Origin of the sequence: Psychrobacter sp. UBA3483 (assembly GCF_002377905.1) — a bacterium.
Lineage (GTDB): Bacteria > Pseudomonadota > Gammaproteobacteria > Pseudomonadales > Moraxellaceae > Psychrobacter.
In genome coordinates, this window is the sequence record NZ_DFQS01000030.1 from 1 (window position 1) to 18,062 (window position 18,062).

At 44.1% G+C, this 18,062-nt stretch carries 19 protein-coding genes; 8 read left to right on the forward strand and 11 right to left on the reverse strand.

Annotation, left to right across the window (positions count from 1 at the left end; translation table 11 throughout):
- Together B2866_RS05225 and B2866_RS05230 are read right to left on the reverse strand one after the other, a co-directional pair.
- Positions 1-146 (reverse strand): helix-turn-helix domain-containing protein (locus B2866_RS05225; protein ID WP_296191381.1); only part of this gene is annotated, 146 nt, incomplete at its 3' end.
- A gap of 112 nt (positions 147-258) precedes the next feature.
- The gene (locus B2866_RS05230; RefSeq protein ID WP_296191313.1) at positions 259-1,143 is read right to left on the reverse strand and encodes a KPN_02809 family neutral zinc metallopeptidase; all 885 of its coding nucleotides are present in this window, start codon (positions 1,141-1,143) and stop codon (positions 259-261) included.
- A gap of 497 nt (positions 1,144-1,640) precedes the next feature.
- Between B2866_RS05230 and B2866_RS05235 the strand changes: the two genes are divergently transcribed.
- Positions 1,641-1,997, forward strand: coding sequence for a hypothetical protein (locus B2866_RS05235; RefSeq protein ID WP_200663360.1), 357 nt, complete (start codon positions 1,641-1,643; stop codon positions 1,995-1,997).
- A 187-nt stretch (positions 1,998-2,184) separates the two neighbouring features.
- Here B2866_RS05235 and B2866_RS05240 read toward each other — a convergent pair whose 3' ends face one another.
- From B2866_RS05240 to rpmI, 5 genes are all read right to left on the reverse strand, one after another.
- Positions 2,185-2,484 (reverse strand): integration host factor subunit alpha, encoded by a 300-nt coding sequence (locus tag B2866_RS05240; protein ID WP_200663362.1) that lies wholly within the window; start codon positions 2,482-2,484, stop codon positions 2,185-2,187.
- A gap of 248 nt (positions 2,485-2,732) precedes the next feature.
- Positions 2,733-5,147 carry a phenylalanine--tRNA ligase subunit beta gene (gene pheT, locus B2866_RS05245; RefSeq protein WP_296191318.1) on the reverse strand — a complete coding sequence of 805 codons (2,415 nt, stop codon included), beginning with the start codon at positions 5,145-5,147 and terminating at the stop codon, positions 2,733-2,735.
- Positions 5,148-5,229: 82 nt separating this feature from the next.
- Positions 5,230-6,285, reverse strand: a complete 1,056-nt coding sequence (gene pheS, locus B2866_RS05250) for a phenylalanine--tRNA ligase subunit alpha (RefSeq protein ID WP_296191320.1) — start codon at positions 6,283-6,285, stop codon at positions 5,230-5,232.
- A gap of 364 nt (positions 6,286-6,649) precedes the next feature.
- Complete coding sequence (gene rplT, locus B2866_RS05255) at positions 6,650-7,006, reverse strand: 50S ribosomal protein L20 (RefSeq protein WP_058369591.1); 357 nt, start codon at positions 7,004-7,006, stop codon at positions 6,650-6,652.
- Positions 7,007-7,137: 131 nt separating this feature from the next.
- Entirely contained in the window at positions 7,138-7,335 is a 198-nt protein-coding gene (gene rpmI / locus B2866_RS05260; protein WP_011281253.1) for a 50S ribosomal protein L35, read from the reverse strand.
- 357 nt (positions 7,336-7,692) lie between these two features.
- Between rpmI and hisIE the strand changes: the two genes are divergently transcribed.
- From hisIE to B2866_RS05290, 6 genes are all read left to right on the forward strand, one after another.
- Complete coding sequence (gene hisIE, locus B2866_RS05265; protein ID WP_296191323.1) at positions 7,693-8,538, forward strand: bifunctional phosphoribosyl-AMP cyclohydrolase/phosphoribosyl-ATP diphosphatase HisIE; 846 nt, start codon at positions 7,693-7,695, stop codon at positions 8,536-8,538.
- 181 nt (positions 8,539-8,719) lie between these two features.
- Complete coding sequence (gene tatA, locus B2866_RS05270) at positions 8,720-8,959, forward strand: Sec-independent protein translocase subunit TatA (RefSeq protein ID WP_296191325.1); 240 nt, start codon at positions 8,720-8,722, stop codon at positions 8,957-8,959.
- Between the two features lie 25 nt (positions 8,960-8,984).
- On the forward strand, positions 8,985-9,686 hold the full coding sequence (gene tatB / locus B2866_RS05275; protein ID WP_296191327.1) for a Sec-independent protein translocase protein TatB: 702 nt from the start codon (positions 8,985-8,987) through the stop codon (positions 9,684-9,686).
- Positions 9,686-10,552 carry a twin-arginine translocase subunit TatC gene (gene tatC, locus B2866_RS05280; protein WP_296191329.1) on the forward strand — a complete coding sequence of 289 codons (867 nt, stop codon included), beginning with the start codon at positions 9,686-9,688 and terminating at the stop codon, positions 10,550-10,552. The genes tatB and tatC overlap by 1 nt, the downstream gene beginning before the upstream one ends.
- A gap of 224 nt (positions 10,553-10,776) precedes the next feature.
- Positions 10,777-12,276 carry a UvrD-helicase domain-containing protein gene (locus B2866_RS05285; protein ID WP_296191331.1) on the forward strand — a complete coding sequence of 500 codons (1,500 nt, stop codon included), beginning with the start codon at positions 10,777-10,779 and terminating at the stop codon, positions 12,274-12,276.
- A gap of 59 nt (positions 12,277-12,335) precedes the next feature.
- Positions 12,336-13,385, forward strand: coding sequence for a tRNA dihydrouridine synthase (locus tag B2866_RS05290; RefSeq protein ID WP_296191333.1), 1,050 nt, complete (start codon positions 12,336-12,338; stop codon positions 13,383-13,385).
- A gap of 71 nt (positions 13,386-13,456) precedes the next feature.
- Here the strand turns inward: B2866_RS05290 and B2866_RS05295 are convergent, their stop codons facing one another.
- Entirely contained in the window at positions 13,457-13,882 is a 426-nt protein-coding gene (locus tag B2866_RS05295; RefSeq protein ID WP_296191335.1) for an MAPEG family protein, read from the reverse strand.
- A gap of 14 nt (positions 13,883-13,896) precedes the next feature.
- A complete protein-coding gene (locus B2866_RS05300; RefSeq protein WP_296191337.1) occupies positions 13,897-14,310 on the reverse strand; it encodes an OsmC family protein in 414 nt (137 codons plus the stop codon).
- Positions 14,311-14,860: 550 nt separating this feature from the next.
- On the opposite strand from B2866_RS05300, the gene B2866_RS05305 reads away from it, so the two are divergent.
- A complete protein-coding gene (locus tag B2866_RS05305) occupies positions 14,861-15,382 on the forward strand; it encodes an RNA pyrophosphohydrolase (RefSeq protein ID WP_068403735.1) in 522 nt (173 codons plus the stop codon).
- 83 nt (positions 15,383-15,465) lie between these two features.
- On the opposite strand, the gene B2866_RS05310 is transcribed toward B2866_RS05305, so the two are convergent.
- On the reverse strand, positions 15,466-16,278 hold the full coding sequence (locus B2866_RS05310) for an NRDE family protein (RefSeq protein ID WP_296191341.1): 813 nt from the start codon (positions 16,276-16,278) through the stop codon (positions 15,466-15,468).
- A gap of 35 nt (positions 16,279-16,313) precedes the next feature.
- Positions 16,314-17,927, reverse strand: coding sequence for a DUF4139 domain-containing protein (locus B2866_RS05315; RefSeq protein WP_296191342.1), 1,614 nt, complete (start codon positions 17,925-17,927; stop codon positions 16,314-16,316).
- Positions 17,928-18,062 lie beyond the last annotated feature (135 nt).

Consider the following 18,062-nt stretch of genomic DNA (forward strand, 5'->3'; position numbering starts at 1 on the left):
GCGTTTATACCACCGCTTTGATACTGCTCAACCCATTTGCTTACAAACTTTGGATTTACGCCAAACTTCTCACCTGTCGCACCGCTACTATGTCCTTCTTTGTAGTATGCTATGACTTTGATCTTAAAGTCTAGATCGTAACGCATAAAAATACCCCCAAAAGTTGTGTCCAACTTATGGGGGTCAGTTCATTTGCAGGCTTTTTTACGTTTATAGGGTAAGCAATACCTAAATACTGCTATAACGCAACACTAACCTCTATAACGCGCCACTAAAAGTATCGCACGCTTGTACATTACCGCTCTCTAAACCACGGGTAAACCACTGCACGCGCTGCTGACTGGTGCCATGAGTAAAGTTATCGGGTACCACGGCGCCGCCGCCGGCACGCGCTAAACGATCATCACCAATTTGACCAGCAGCATTGATGGCCTCATCAATGTCGCCCGCTTCTAAGAACTGTACGCGCTCCTGATTGCGCTGCGCCCAAACGCCTGCAAAACAATCGGCTTGTAACTCTTGCATGACGGATAATTTGTTAGCCTGCGCGCGCGTTACTTGGCGGCTGGCTTCGTTGACTTGCTGAGTAATACCAAGCAAAGTCTGCACGTGGTGGCCGACCTCATGAGAGATGACATAGGCTTGCGCAAAATCTCCCGCTTTACCTTGATTTTCGCTATCACCTGAGCCTTGTTCATCGCCAGTAATGCCTAAACTTTGACGCATTTCTACAAAGAACGACGTATCCAAATACACCGTTTGATCCCCTGGGCAATAAAAAGGCCCTGTGGCGGCGCTGGCACTCCCACAAGCTGAGCTGACCTGTCCATTAAATAAAATCAATGATGGCTCTTTATAAGTACTCCCCGCCTCGTTAAATATCTGATGCCAAACTTCTTCCGTATCCGCTAACACGACTTTGACAAAGCGTGTATCACGGTCGTCGCTAGTAGCAGGCTGGGTAGACGTATTGCCGCCGCCCGTAATCACTTGCCCCGTTTGCAATGCGGTCATCGGATTAACCCCAAACACCAGCCATAAAATACCAGCAATGATAATACCGCCGATACCGCCGCCAATCATCTTGCCACCGCCACTGGTGGTGCGCACATTTGAGCTGCCACGTCTGTCTTGCCATTTCATAATACTTCTCCTAAAAAATCCAATAGCATACCTATCGCTATCGTAGTAAATCCTGTTATTTGATTATTGGTGTTATAAGATATTTGCCTCAATCCTTTGATTTTTTATTCTAGCTTTCAACCATAATCGCTTCTATATTTTTATAGGTATTTAAATGTCAATTTTATTGATACTAAGGCTACCAATAAGCAAAAAATACTCTTAAAATTATGAAGAAAATCCTTTTATAGAAAAAGCGCCAAAACGTCCTGATGTCATTGATTATACGTCGATTAATTTGAGTTGTTGTATTAAAAAGTATATTAAATGAGCAAGTTAAAAGTTGATTTACAATTTTATTGTTACTTAATTGTACAACCTCTTTCCATCCAGAAAGAAATCATATAGAATGCGTGAAAGCTGAGTAGCTGTAATTAATACTAGTTGAATTCTGGGAAATCTCGGAGATTCAACCTTTTTTGCTGCTACTGATCATTTCATTTTCCCGGAGAAACCTTATGAAACTTAAATTACTTGCTCTAGCTGGTATCATGACTGCAACTATGGGCCTTACTGCCTGTGATAGCAACAAAGAAAACGCTGCTGAAGATTTATCTGACGCGCAAGAAGAAGTGCAAGACGCTCAAGAACAGTTAGACGACGCTGCTGCTGAAGGCGAAGCGGTACCTGCAGAAGCTGAAGCTGCTGTAGCTGATGCTGAAGCTGACATCGCTCAAGCACAAGCTGCTACTGCTACTGACGAAATCGATGCTGAAGTACCTGTAGACGGTACTACTACTAGCGTTGACGTAGCTAGCGAAACTCCAGCTGTTGACGCTGCTGACGAAGTTGTTGTTGAAGAACCAGCTCAGTAATTTTTATTTTTCATAATAAAAGTACTGTAGTAAAAAAGAGAGCTTATGCTCTCTTTTTTATGCCTACTATTTATACTTTATAAAAAAGTGGGGTGTCATAAAAGCGCGACATAAAAAAAATGATGGTTATCACAGTCTATCGAATATATTACTGTGATAACCATCATTTTTACTTACTGCCCGATCCTTATTGGTCAAATAATTTCTCATCTACCTGTTGGCGAAATTTTTGACCCGTCTTAAAGGTGACCACGCGGCGTGCTGATACGGCAACTGGCTCGCCTGTCTTTGGGTTACGTCCAGGACGGCTGTTTTTATCTTTAAGCTCAAAGTTGCCAAAGCCTGACAGCTTGACTTCTTTGCCATCAATCAAACTCTCTGACAACTCGTCAAAAAAATTCTCTACCAAACAGCGGCCTTCTTGGCGTGTTAGGTTAAGATGACTCATCAAATGCTCAATCATGTCAGATTTGGTTAAGGTGCTCACAGTACGACTCCTATGCTATGTCGTGATGTCGAATATCATGGTTTAGCGGTATGAGAATTAATGTTAGTTATTATAAAGGTTTTTTGTCATCTTTTTCATAAAGTCTGCATGAAAATCCTTTATTAATAACCACTTAACTTTTTTAAAGATGAAAATTTCTATCAGATAATCATTTTTATAAATAGCAAAACGCCATAGCCTCACTTATGCAGAGGCTATAGAGCGTTTTAGATGGTTATATCTTAGCTTTAGCTATCACGCAACTGAGCGGCGTGCTGTTCAGTTAGCGCTTGCACGACTTTATCTGTCGCAGTTTTTACCGCTTCATCAGATAATGTCTGTGCTTTGTCTTGCCATATTAAAGCAAACGCTAAAGAGCGCTGACCGGTCGGGACCTTGTCGCCTTGATACACATCAAATAACCATAAATCTGTCAATAGCGCACCAGCTGCCGCGCGTATCGTCGCCTCTAACGTCTGTAAGCTAATATCGATATCGACTAAGATGGCGATATCGCGACGTACTTGCGGGAATTTGCTTGGGGTAGTAATGGCATGCTGCTCACGCACCAAGGTTAATAATGGGGCAAGTGACAATTGCGCCACCCACGTCGCTGGCAAGTCTAACTGCTTAGCGGTGTTAGGATGTAATTGACCGAACCAGCCGACGTATACCTCATCGATATAGAGCTTGGCGCTTTGACCAGGATGTAAGAAAGCAAGTGCACTACGCTCATAGCGGATACGCGTACTGTCGATTTGCGCCGGTAATAACTGCTCAATATCATGCTTAAGATCATAAAAGTCTAGCGCACGGTTTTGATACGCTTGCTCATCCCACACATCGCCGACTGCAACTAACGCAATACTTGGCGTTTGTACCAACTCGCTAATACTTTGACCGACAAAGCTTAAACCCGTTTCAAAGAAACGTACTCGCGGCTGCTGGCGATTGAGGTTATATTGTACACAAGGCAATAAGCTTGATAGCAGAGTACGGCGCATCACCGCCAAGTCGCTAGAGATAGGATTGGCCAATGCCAACACTTCTCCAAGCGCTTTATCATCGAGCAAGGCTTCTATTTTTGCATCACTAAAACTAAAGCTAATGGCTTCCATATAGCCATTATTGACCAAGGCCAGCTTCATCTCGTGCGTTAAGTCCGCCGTATCGTCATAATCCATGCTGACTTGCAAATGCGGCAACACACTCGGAATATTGTCATAACCGTAAATACGGGCAATCTCTTCGATTAAGTCTTCCTTAATGCTCATATCAAAGCGATACGATGGCGGCGTGCAAATCAGCCTACCGGCTTGCTGATCTACCTCAAAGCCTAGTTGAGTCAAAATACGCACCATCACAGCTGGCTCAATCTCAATACCGATGACCTCACGGACTTTAGTGATTGGCAAAGTAATCGGCGTACGTGCTGGCAAGTGCTCTCTGCTTTCCACTTTTACTATTTGCCCAGCTTGACCACCAGTGACACTGGTAATCAAATCAACAGCACGCGCTAGTGCTAACTCTGGTAACTCAAAATCGACACCACGCTCAAAGCGTTGTGAGGCATCGGTATGCAGACCAAAACGGCGTGCACGAGCGGCAATAGCAAGCTGACTAAAGAAAGCGCTTTCTACAATAATATTGGTGGTACTGTCAGTGACACTGCTACGCTGACCGCCCATGATACCAGCAAGTGCCAATGCACCTTTATCATCGGCAATGACCAATTCATCGCCGGTTAAGGTAATGGTTTGCTCATTTAATAAGGTAATGGTCTCGCTAGGCTGCGCCAAACGTACCACGATATCGCCTTCAATGGTATCAGCATCAAACGCATGTAGCGGTTGGCCGAGTTCCATCAACACGTAGTTGGTCACGTCGACTAAAAAGTTATGCGAGCGCAGTCCCGATTGGACTAGCGCGTCAGTCATCCATTTCGGCGTGTCAATGCTACGATCAATGTTACTGATTGATTGGAGTAAATAACGCGGGCACGCTCCAACCGCGCTTACCGTTACTGCGGGCGTAGTATTTTTAGCACCGTTAGCATCAGTTGGTACGTTGGCAGGAATTGTAGGCTGCTGCATAGGCAAATCATTAATCACTGATATTTCGCGCGCAATACCACGTACACTAAAACAATCACCGCGATTTGGCGTGATAGAGATATCTAGTATTTGATTGTCTAAACCTAAATACTCACGGATATCCATGCCAATCGGTGCATCACTTGGCAACTCAAGCAGACCATCGATGCTATCGATTAAATCAATTTCAGACGCGCCGCACAGCATACCGTTAGAATCGACACCGCGTAAGTTGCCATTTTTAATTTTAAAGCCTTCTGCGTCGTTAGAGGGCAGCACAGCACCAACGGTCGCAACCGGTGCTTTCATACCGACCATCACATTGGGCGCGCCGCAAACGATTTGTAACGGCTCAGCGGCACCAATATTGACCTGCGTCACGCGCAACTTATCGGCATCGGGATGCTGTTCAACGCTGATCACTTCACCGACCACCACGCCGCTAAAAGCACGAGCAACTGCAAAGCGATCGTCAATCTCAAGCCCTGCCATCGTGAGTTGTTCAGCCAATTGCTCACTGCTATTGTTGGGGTTTACCCATTGACGTAGCCACTGTTCGCTAATTTTCATAAATATCTCGGATCTGAATTTTATAATAAAGATTTTAGAATAAAGGGTGACGTATTAACCTGTCATATTGACAAGGAAAACTCTAGCCAAACTGTTTTAAGAAGCGTACGTCGTTTTGGAAAAACAGGCGCAAATCGTCGATACCGTAATACAGCATGGCAAAGCGCTCAATACCCATGCCAAAAGCAAAGCCGGTGTATTTTTCGCTATCAATACCGCAATTGGTCAGCACCTGCGGGTGTACCATACCGCAGCCCATGACTTCAAGCCATTTACCATTATCATCAAGGATATCAACTTCAGCAGAAGGCTCAGTAAACGGGAAAAATGATGGACGAAAACGCACGGTCAGCTCTTTGGCAAAAAACGCTTCTAAAAATTCACTAATCAAGCCTTTTAACTCAGCAAAGGTGCTCGATTCAGTCACCATAAGCCCTTCCAACTGATGAAACATCGGCGAGTGGGTTTGGTCCGAGTCATTACGATAGACGCGGCCCGGGCAAATAATACGAATCGGCGGCTCATTTTTTTCCATGGTGCGAATTTGCACCGGACTGGTATGGGTACGTAACAGATAGTGCGCGTCAAAATAGAAGGTATCGTGCATCGCCCGTGCTGGATGATGCGACGGGATATTTAGCGCTTCAAAATTATAATAATCGCTCTCAACTTCAGGGCCAGTGGCGACATTAAAACCCGCTTGGATAAAATACTGCTGCATACGCTGGGTAATCATGGTCACGGGATGCAGATGACCTTTTTGACCACCGCGCGCAGGCAAGGTGATATCAATGCTCTCGCTGGCAAGCTTAGCATTTAATGCCGCCACTTCTAGCTCTTGATGCTGCGCCGTCAATGCATCTTGAATACGGCTACGCACTTGATGTAACCAGCCGCCGTAAGTTTTTTTGTCATCGCTGCTAAGTTTGCCCATCTGCTTTGACCAGCCGGTTAAAGGGCTCTTTTTACCGGTCAGTTGCACCCTCAAATCTTGCAGGGCACGCACATCGGTTACTTGTAGAACCAATGCTTCAGCAGCACTGGCAAACTCGCTTAACTGGGCTTCATTAAGCTCGCTTAGCTCTGAGGACAAGGTCGGTAGCGCCGACAAATCGGTGGTAGCAGCAGGGGTAGTCATAAGACGCATTCTTCCTGATTTAAACGGACTATTAATGATAGTGATAGGTAATTGTAGGGATTTGACCAAATATTGCAAACCATTTACCCATTCATTTTACGATAAAGGCGCACTATATGAATGGCTTGAATATTTAGACAATGACTTTAAAAATAATTTTAAATAAAAACGTTAGACAATGAGAACTGCAACTTTATAGAAAGCATGTTGCCTATTAGCGATGATAAAACTGGTCGTAAAATAATCTACTATAAAAAAAGCCACCGACCAGCGGTAGCTTTTATTAATATCGACCTATTAATCAATATTAGTCCTACCCATTTAAGCAATCAAAAAATCTGAATACCTAAAGGACAGTTAATATTTAGGCTAATTCCGCTTTTGCTTTTTCAACTAAGGCGGTGAAAGTCGCTGCATCATGCATAGCGATGTCAGCAAGTACACGACGATCGATAGCGATGTTTGCTTTTTTCAAGCCGTTGATAAGGCGGCTATAGCTTAAGCCATTTAAACGTGCACCAGCATTGATACGTGCAATCCAAAGACGACGGAAAGTACGTTTTTTGTTGCGACGGTCACGATATGCATATTGACCAGCTTTGGTCACTGCTTGTACTGCTACGCGATAAACACGTGAACGAGCACCGTAGTAGCCTTTTGCGCGCTTTAAGATTTTTTTGTGACGGCGATTTGCCTGTACACCACGTTTTACACGGGCCATAAATTACTCCAAGATTTTTTAATCATTATTAAACGAATCACGATGTCATCAAACAATTGACTAATAGACATCGTTATCAAATTGCAAAGTCAAATATCTTTAATTGATTAAAGCTAAATGACGATAGGCTATTAGATGTATGGGCACATACGACGAACTGCTGCTTCGTCAGACTTGTCCACCATCTTTAGACCGCGCAACTGGCGAATACGCTTAGCTGATTTCTTGGTCAAGATATGGCTTTTGAATGCTTGTTTACGTTTAAAGCCGTTCGCTGTTTTTTTGAAGCGTTTAGCGGCACCGCTTCTGGTTTTCATCTTAACTTTCATGATGATTTGCCTCTTTGTCTTTGATAGAACCTGGTCGTCAAATAGTAAAAACGAATAGTCGCTTTAAAAACAAGCACTAAACGGCTATTTGCCTCGAGGTGGGAGGCGCTATTTTAGCAGATAGTGCGCTGTTTTGCCAAGCAAAGTTTTTATCGCTACCTTATAGGGTGCGTTAGTTGCTATTAAATAAATACAATGCGTATAAAAACGTGCTACTGCTATAATTGTGTTTTATTTCCTGCGTGAACATATTGAATGTCAGTGATAGCTGTGTTTAAGTAGGGATTGAATGCTATCTTTATTACTTTATACTTTTTACCACCTTCTCATTACTTCTTATAAGATGACTGATAGATTATGACTTTACCTGCTTGGCTTGCTGCCGTAAATTTTAATACTGATGGTTTGATTCCTGCGATCGCCCAAGATTATGTGTCCGGACGTATTTTGATGATGGCGTGGATGAATGCCGAATCGCTGCAATTAACTGCCGAAACGCAGACGGCAGTGTATTTTTCGCGCTCGCGTGGCAAGTTATGGCATAAAGGCGAATCGTCTGGGCATACCCAGCGCGTGCATGATATTCGTCTAGATTGCGACGCTGATGTGATTGTACTGAGCGTCACGCAAGCAGGCGGTATCGCTTGTCATACTGGCCGTGAGTCTTGTTTTTATCAGCGTTTAGATTTGTCTGGGCAAACGCCTGAATGGCAAACCGTCGATAAAGTATTAAAAGATCCTGCAGAGATTTATCAGACAAACGCCGCAGCAAAAGCCACGCCTCAAATTAATGAAGCGGCGGAAGATATAGACCATTCGCACACCCATCAAAATAACAGACTTGCTACCACTCATTCTATTTTGCAGCAGCTTGATAAGGTATTGGCCGAGCGCAAACAAGCGGACGCTGACAGCTCTTATGTGGCAAGTCTATATGCCAAGGGCCTGAATAAAATATTAGAAAAAGTGGGTGAAGAAAGTACAGAAAGTATCATCGCGGCCAAAGACTTAGCCAATTGCGATGAAAATGTGGATAAAACCCAGTATGACGAAGCGCGTCACGAGCTGATCTATGAAGTTGCTGATGTTTGGTTCCATACTTTAGTGGGCTTGGCATGGTTTGATATAGAATCAGAAGCGGTATTAAACGAGCTAGGCCGACGTTTTGGTCTGTCAGGTATTGCTGAAAAAGCAGCACGCTAGTGTTTTTAGCGTGGCGCTGTTTGATTATTGTTGCTTTCACCTTTTTACCCTGACGGCAGGTTATAATATAGCTCTGTTTTATTTCGCATAAGATGTCGATACTTTTTGTTTACGATAGCAACTTCCTATACACTCAAAGTATTCATATAAAGACTAAAAACCAAGACAGAAGGATAGCATCATGGGTAGTTTTTCCATTACGCATTGGCTGATTTTATTGGTGGTGGTGGTGGTCGTATTTGGCACCTCCAAGCTAAGAAATGCCGGTAAAGATTTGGGCGGCGCGGTCAAAGGTTTTAAAGAAGCCGTTAAAGATGAAAATACCGAACATGCCAAAAAGCAAGTCGTGCTTGATCATGATGGCAATGCGCACACTGAAGAGCGAACAACCACTAAGGTTGATGACAAGCATAATGTATAGCATTTAATAGTGGCATTGGGACATTATGTTTGATATTGGATTTTCTGAATTACTGCTTTTTGGCGTCATTGCCTTAATCGTTTTGGGGCCAGAAAAACTGCCCCAAGCGGCGCGTACGGCTGGGCAGTGGTATGCCAAAATTCGCCGCACGGTGTCTACGTTGCAGTCTGAAATCGAAGCTGAGCTTGACTTAGCAGAGACACGGCAACAGATGCACAGAGAGCTGGCTAAAATTCGTGAGACTGAAGCTGAAATGCGCCGTGAGATGGCAGAGATGCGCGGCAGTCTGCAAGAATTTGAATCCTCGCAAAACCAGCACCTTAAAGCCGCGCATCAAGTTAATACTGCTAAAGCGTATGGGGATAGCAATACAGTCGACCATGAAAAAGACGTTCATTCATTAGCAACGCCAAAAGAATTTGACTACGCTTATGACAGCTATGACTCCCATAAAAAATTAACAGCGTCTCAACCATCAGAATCACAGCGCTCAAATAATGACGATAGTCTAAAAACTGATGTCAACGACCATACCAAGCAAATGATCCAAATCGCCATAACCAAACCTTGGGAAAACATGTGGTTTCGTCTTGGCGCTTATGATAAGGCGCGTCGTTTACCGCAGCCGCCCTACCTGCCTAATTATAAAGCCGATACATTATTAGATAACCATTTAAACAAACCATCAATTCAGCAGGCTTCTGCCAAGCAGCAGGAGAATGATTAGTGGGCTTATTAAAGCGTAAAAAAAGCCGTCAAGAAAAAGTAACGGCTACAGACATCGATGCTGCCCCAGATACCACGGCTCATGATGACTCTGGTGATATCCTAAGCTCAATGGCTGATATGCCGATTACTGAGCATTTGATTGAATTGCGCCGACATCTGATTAAGATATGCGTCGCGGTACTGGTGATATTTTTGGCCTTGGTCGGATTTTCACGTGAGCTCTATGATTTTTTATCCGACCCACTGGTTGCCCAGTTGCCCGCCAACTCAACGATGATAGCAACCGATATCACTTCCAACTTTATGGCGCCAATACGTCTGAGTATCTTTGTCGCGGCGTTTTTGGCAATGCCCTATATCTTGTATCAAATTTGGTCGTTTGTCGCGCCCGGTTTGTATAAAAAAGAGAAAAAAGTCGCTATTCCTGTACTGATGTCTTCGATATTTTTATTTTATGCGGGCGTGGCGTTTGCTTACTTTATTGTGTTAAAAGGCGTGCTTAAGTTTTTTATCATGTTTGCGCCGCAAAACGTCTTGCCGATGACAGATATCGACAGTTATTTAAGTTTTGCGCTCAAGCTGTTTATGGTATTTGGGCTGACGTTTGAGATTCCAGTGGTCACCTTACTATTGATATTGGCGGGTGTCGTCTCCATTCAAAGTCTAGAAGATAAACGCCGCTATATTATCGTCGGCTGTTTTGCCGTTGCAGCAGTCGTTACACCGCCTGATGGGGTGTCGATGTTGATGCTCGCCATTCCGATGTGGTTATTGTTTGAGCTGGGATTGTTTTTAGCGAAAGTTTTAATCAAAGAAGAACGCAAACTGACTTTGACAGACGATATAGAGTTGAAGAAAGAATAACTTTACTTATCAGGCACTTATTCAAAAAGCAGCCAACACGCTAATCTGTTAATATAACTTTCTTATTTAAATCGCTTTCTTATTTAAATCGCTCAGTACTACCCTCAGTGTTAATGAATGTCTCAATATCACCGTTATTATCAGCCGTCAGCCATTGTTTATGCAGTGGCTTTTTTTACCGCCGCTAATCTTGACTCCATTCTAGTTTTTTAGGTAGCTTTATTATGTCCGCATCGATGCCAGCTTATATGAGCGATCCCACTGATGAGCAGCTGAACGCGCTAAACATGGCGATGGATCACAAGTCATTTAAAGTGGTCGCTTATGCGGGTGCAGGGAAAACTACGACGCTCAAATTAATCGGTGAGCGTCTGCGCGGTCGCGGCTTGTATTTAGCCTTTAACAAAGCCATTGCCAACGATGCGCGGCAAAAATTTCCCGGTCACGTCGATTGTCGCACGTTTCACTCATTAGCCTACCGTCATGTACCACGTGATATTACCGCTAAATTGTCATTACCAAGATTTTCACCCAAGCGTTTGGGTGATGATTTAGGCTTACAACCCGTGCAAGTGCGTCGGCAAATGGATGGGGTGAATAAATATATTACCCTCACGCCAGCTCGCTTGTCGCGCTTTGTCAGTGATGCGGTGAGCAATTTTTGTAGCACGCACGCCAGCTATCCTGCCCCAAGGCATCTTGAATTTCCAAGCTGGCTTGCTGAGTCAGATAGCGAGCAGTTGCGCGAAATGCTCTACCCTGCTGTTGAACAGCGCTGGTTACAGTCGATTGATGCCCGTCATCCTGCTGGTATCGGCCATGATATTTATCTTAAATTGTGGGCCTTATCGAAGCCGAGCATTCCTGCGGATTTTATCTTGTTTGATGAAGCACAAGATGCCGATCCATTAATGATGGGGATTTTGACCCAGCAGCCACGGCAGGTGATTTATGTCGGCGACGCCCATCAGCAGATTTATGAGTGGCGCGGGGCGGTCAATGCAATGAAAAAACTGCCGTTGCCACAAACCTTATTGACCCAATCTTTTCGTTTTGGCGAACCGATTGCTGAGATTGCCAATACCTTGCTCAAAGCTTTACAAGAAGAAGTACCATTAAAAGGCAATCCAAATAAGCAATCGTCTACCGACAAAGGCATGGTACACAGTAAAAAAGATGCCATTCTTTGCCGTACCAATGCGGCTGCTATGTCGCAATTGCTGACGGGCTTAAAGCTTGGGCATAGAGTTGCTCTGCAAGCCGATACCGATCGTATGCTTAAATTTTGTCAGGCAGCTGAAAACTTAAAAAATGGCAAATCGGCTTATGGTGTGCCCGAACTGGCATATTTTTATAATTGGGGGGATGTCCAAGAATATTCTGAAACCAATGAAGGCAGCGACCTTAAAACCTTGGTGAAATTGGTCGATGACCATGGTACCAATGTGTTGACGCAGGCGGTAAATAGCCTAACGCGTATCGAAAATGCTGACTATGTCATCTCAACCGCGCATAAAGCCAAAGGGCTTGAGTGGGGTAAAGTGCAGCTCGATGATGATTTTTATTATGACGTAACCACCAATGCGGTAAAGATAAGCCCAGAAGAGTTGCGTTTGCTCTACGTTGCTTGCACGCGGGCACAGAACAATTTAGATATCCATAATATCAAAGATTTGATATCAGGGTTGCAGACGGGTAAAAAAGTGATTTTTGGTAATACTTAATCTTCCCGTCTATACCCACCAAACCTCTCTACTCCCTTCTATTCAATGATTAATTAGCCATGAACCATAAGCAGCAGCCTAACATTTCATCTTTATCTCAAGCACTACAAAAGCGTCAAAACACCATACAGCAATTATTTGCCAATCCTGTTCGCCTGCTTGCACCCATGGAAGGTTTGACCGATCCATTGATGCGCCAAATATTGACGCAAATTGCCACAGACTTGGGTCGCCCTTATGATTGGTCGGTCAGTGAATTTATACGCGTCACCCAAACTGTCTTGCCAGCACACGTTTTTTATAAATACGTGCCAGAGTTGCATCATGATGCCAAAACCACATCTGGTACACCGATTCATATTCAGCTACTTGGTAGTGACGCGCAATTGATGGCAGAAAATGCCGCTTATGCTGCCGAGCTTGGTGCGCCAGCGATTGATATCAACTTTGGTTGTCCGGCTAAAACGGTTAACAGCCATCGCGGTGGTTCGGTGCTACTTGATGAGCCTGACGTGATATATGAGATTATCAGCGCCGTACGCCGAACCGTACCCGCTCATCTTCCTGTATCCGCAAAGATTCGTTTGGGTTATACCGATACGTGTCGCATGGATGATATCAAAGCAGCGATTGCTGCGAGCGGCGCCGATTGGTTAACCATTCATGCGCGTACCAAAACCCAAGGCTATAAGCCGCCCGCTTATTGGGATAAAATCCAAAATTTTAATACGCTTGCTATACCAGTGATTGCCAATGGTGAGATTTGGAATAGTGAACACGCACAAAACTGTATGACGCAATCAGGTACGACGCATTTAATGCTTGGGCGCGGCGCTGTCACCCGTCCCGATTTGATTGCCAAGATTGATGCGGATAATAACGACATAAAAATGCTGACAGTCTTAGCATGGCAAGATTTAATTGCCCATCAGATTAAGTTTTTAGAGGGTGCGGCGAAAAACGATGTGGTGTTGGTCGGGCGTTATAAGCAGTGGCTTGGTATGCTAACCAAGGGTTACTCTGAGGCACAAACCTTGTGGGAAAGTATCAAAAGAGAAAAAAATAAATCGGTGATTATCGCTGCGCTGCAAAAGAGCACATTCGAATAATCAGCGCTTTATGATCGATATTGTGATGGTGTTAAAAACAAAAATATCAAAAGACTTACAGCAGCAATAAGCTAAAAACTGACCCTAATTGCTAAGTAAAATAACATCAATGAGCAGGCCATCGACAGCACCCATAGAATAGAGCGAAAGGTGGCTAAATTGGTAATATAAGCCACGCAAAACCCAATACGAATCAGCACATATAGCCAAGCGATGGTATTAATAATTAATTGCGGTACAAAAAACAGCATCGCAACCAACACTGCCGCCAAAAATATAGGCAAGGTTTCATAGCTGTTTTGCTGGGCAGCATTGGCCCGCGCGGCAGCTCCCGTCGTCCCTTGTAAGAAATCACGCGGATGGGCATTGTCAGCCAAATTAAAACCGCCGAGCGCTTTTGCCGTCAGCGCCATCGCCAGTGGCAGCAAACTTGCCACCACCATCGCCCAAATAGCCGCTGCGGCACTATCGGGAATCAACCCAAAGAATAGACTCATCAGTATACTCGCCCCTATCCTGCAATGACTTCAAAATCGTGAGTCACATTGACGCCGCCCTGCACCAGCATCCGACTGGCTGAGCAGTATTTTTCGGCTGATAGTTTGATGGCTTTTTCTACTTGGCTTTCTTTGACTTCTTGTCCGGTCACGATGAAATGCATATGAATGTCGGTATAAACTGCTGGAATGGTCTCAGCCCGCTGAGCGGTCAGCTCACAACGTACGTCTGTCACTTGTTGGCGCGATTTTTGTAAAATTGCCACCACATCGTAGCTGGCACAGCCACCAAGTCCTAATAAAATCAGCTCCATTGGACTGGCGCCCTTTTCTTTATCAGCATCGATTTGGACGTTATGTCCTGATGGCGATACACCCATAAAGGCTTTATTTTCTTGCCACGTGATGCTTGCTTTTGACTCTGACATCTTAGATATTCCTTGTTTTAATTGCTACGATTTTGAATGCGCATGCTTCTTAATTCATATGCTTTTTAATTTGACATGATTTTTAACTTGAATAGTAACGGTTTCTTATTTTTTGAAATACAATCTTTTCTTGAAAAATACTGTTTTTTGTTAGTGTAGCATAAGCAAAAACCAGATTTATGACGCCCTTTCCTCGTTTGCCTTTTCTTGCTTACCTTTTATAAACCGCTACCTTATTTATGCTTTAACAATAATATTCGATATTTAAGTATTTATACACCTATCGTTACCGCGACTTATCATTCTTAGAAAAATCTACGGAATTTACTTACAAAAGTAGACTTATAAGTCACTGATTTTAAAGTATTAATCTTGTGAAACATTTTATAGCAAAATACTGTTACACATTTTGGTTGTTTCTTGGTTTAATAACGGTAATGAATCTTATTTTGTCATAGTACTGATGGTGATCACCCTATAATAACTATGATTGCTGTTGTTGTACCTTGTCGAAATAAGCTATTTTTAAACAATTTAAAAGGGTTTAGTCATGATAGATGCAGACGGCTTTCGCGCCAATGTCGGCATCATCTTGGCAAATACACAAGGGCAAGTTCTGTGGGCAAAACGTATTGGTCACAACGCTTGGCAGTTCCCTCAAGGCGGTATCGACCGCGGGGAGACGCCGATGGATGCAATGTATCGCGAGCTCTGGGAGGAGGTCGGGTTACATCCGCGTCATGTGGATCTACTGGCGGTCACGCAAGATTGGTTGCGTTATCGTTTGCCAAAACGCTATGTGCGTCATGGGCAGTATCCTTTGTGTATTGGGCAAAAACAAAAATGGTTTTTGCTGCGCTTAGATGAGCCGAATACTCAACATATCCGCTTTGATGAGGGTAAACCAGAATTTGATCATTGGCAATGGGTCAGCTACTGGTATCCACTCGGACAAGTGATTCATTTTAAACGCGGGGTATATCGTCGCGCCTTGCAAGAATTGGTGCGCGAACTACCGCTTAAACAAGAACTGATTATTCCAGAACAAAACAACCATTTGTTGGTGGAATAAGCATATTGCCTGCTTTGACAATCAAAAAACAAATACCCCTATTAATAGCTACTATTCATAGGGGTATTTTTTTTATGTTAAATTTACCTAGGCTGACATTCACGGCTTACAAGCGTGGCTTTGATTTTTTTGTCTGATCTCTCTTCTTTACGTAAGGTTAAAATACTTTGCGTCCGCGTTCCATAACTTGGCATGGCTGTTTTATTCATACTACTCAACTCAGCAGACTCGATATAAATAGAAGATAGTGCTCGCTCAATCTGCTTAGCAACACCCGTTTCGGGTAATTTATTTTCTGGCGCTGGCGTTTTATCAGACATCACGGCAAACGCCGCTTCTTGCCAATACTTAGGAGCGCTATTTTCAGCAATCAAAGGCAATACTTCTTGTCTTAAACGGCCACGTAACTTCTCAGTCTTAAACCACCCTTCTTCTGGCTGACCATTAGATAGTACGTACAATCCAGCATATAAAGGTGTCGGTGCATGACCACGATTATTGACAATCACCGCTTGCGCCGCATCACCAATAATAAGATTAAAACCCGCATAATCTTGTAAGCTGATTTGCCGAGCAAACTCTATCGGGCTTAGTGTACTGATCAAGAAATCGGTGACCAATGCACCACGTGAGCGTTCGTCATGACTTGCCTGCACACCATCACGAAAATTTAATACTGCCGCCCAGCGTCCGTTTTGCTCGTAAAAATCGCCATGTTGCTGTTGATGAATGCCAAGCCACGTACCGCCACTTTGCTTATCGCGCCCTGCATAAATAGGCTTATCCTCCCATTGATGAATCGATTCTGTGGGACGCTGCAAAAACTCATCACGGTTGGACAATAAAACCAACGGCAACTCATCAAACAACTGCCAAGCAATGGCGACGATACACATAGTTTTCCTTGATATAAATATTAAATTATTAGCGCTTAGTTGGTATTCAGTTTTTTATCGGCAGGGTAGCTGATTTGATACGTCGATTGCAGCACTTGTGATTGCTTACTTGGCAAATCAAACTCCCAAGCGACCATACCCTTATGGTCATTCCAATCTTTTTGGCTGACAGTTGGAGTGTGCGCCGCCGTGACTTTGATACTGTCATCACTGCTCAACGGCTCAGCACTTAACACTTGCAAGCGTACGCTGCGATTGTGCTGATTGGTAAATTGATACGCTTGAGTGATGGTTTTGGTTTGTTGACGGTTAAACACGCCTTTATCGCCTTGTTTATTCTCATCGGTCAATTGCTTGACCAGCAAACTTGGGTCAATACCGAAACCAATACCCTGCTCTTTTAAGTTTTGATAATTATAGCGCGACTGCCCGACATAGTTATCATCACGGTATAGCTGCAACGAGCCATCAGCCCAAGCAGGCGTCAAGAACGGCGCGGATGCATACCAATAAGCGGCGGTCTCGGCACTTGGTGTACTGCGTAGCCAAAGCTTACTGGTGCCAGATTGCTCATCAATGACCGTGCGTACGCGCCTGCCATCACTGGGAATACTCACACGCTGCGGCAAGCGATATTCGGTGATGCCGTTTTTGTTTTGACTGCTCACGGTAAAGCTCGGTAGTGGCGGCATCTCTGCACCGCCGCCATAATTGTCTCTTGCAGAAACAACAACGACAGGCGATGCTTCCATCTCCATCATCGGCGCTGCATAACGCGCCAATTTACTATTTTGCTGTTCTTCATATAATGACAAGCGCTCAACTTGTGGCAGCTGACTGGTGGTCGTTTGGTTGGGATTAACCGTGCTTAAAATAACGGGCACGTTGCTCCAGTTCTCGCCGGTTTGTTGAGCGATGATGGCGGAGGCGGTAATATTCAGCTGCTTACTGTCGGTATTTAAGCGCGCTTGATAAGTCGGCTCCCAACTGGCACCGCGTACTTGATAATGCAGTTTAACCGTACTTGGCGTGCGGCTGGCGGTGCGTACACTGACTTGGGTCACGCTATTCTGTTTTGAGGTCGTACTGCCCGCTAGCAGCTGATTGAGCGCATCTTTTGCTTGTGCCTCGCGCTGCTGTAGCTCGACAATTCTTTTATTAATATTGGCCGCTTGCATTTCTAAATCACGCGCGTTATTGGCCAATGTGCCAGTCGTATTAATTTGCGTCACTTTGGTCAAATTTTGCAAATAGGCTTTGGTTAAGCGTGCGGCTTCTAATTCAGCACTGATATCGGCAAGATTGTTTTTCTGGACTTGTACTTTGGCATCGCCTTGATATTGGCCATATTGACATTGCGCCGCTTGCTCAGCACTCAAGGTTTCGATACTGACTTCGCCAACATTGACATTGCCTAGTGCCTGTACGCTGATACTATCTGAGTCAATAGTCGGCGATAAACAAGAAAAAACCAGCGTTTGCTCGCCACTACCATTGATTGGCAATGAACGTGTGACACTTGCCAAGCCTTGATAGATAGTGATGTTTTCAATATTGCTCATCGCTGCTTGGGCGCTACTCGGAACCCACAGCGTGAGGCCTGAAGCTATGATTCCTAGCAAGGATAATGTTGATAAAGGCAGCTGCATAAGGATTCCTTAGAAATTGAAGCACTTTTTTTCATCTTAGCGGTTTTTGCAGTGCTTTGCTATTGATTCAATACACCATTTACTTACCCATTTATTTATCGATAAACTTATCATAGTATTCCCAACGGATGAATT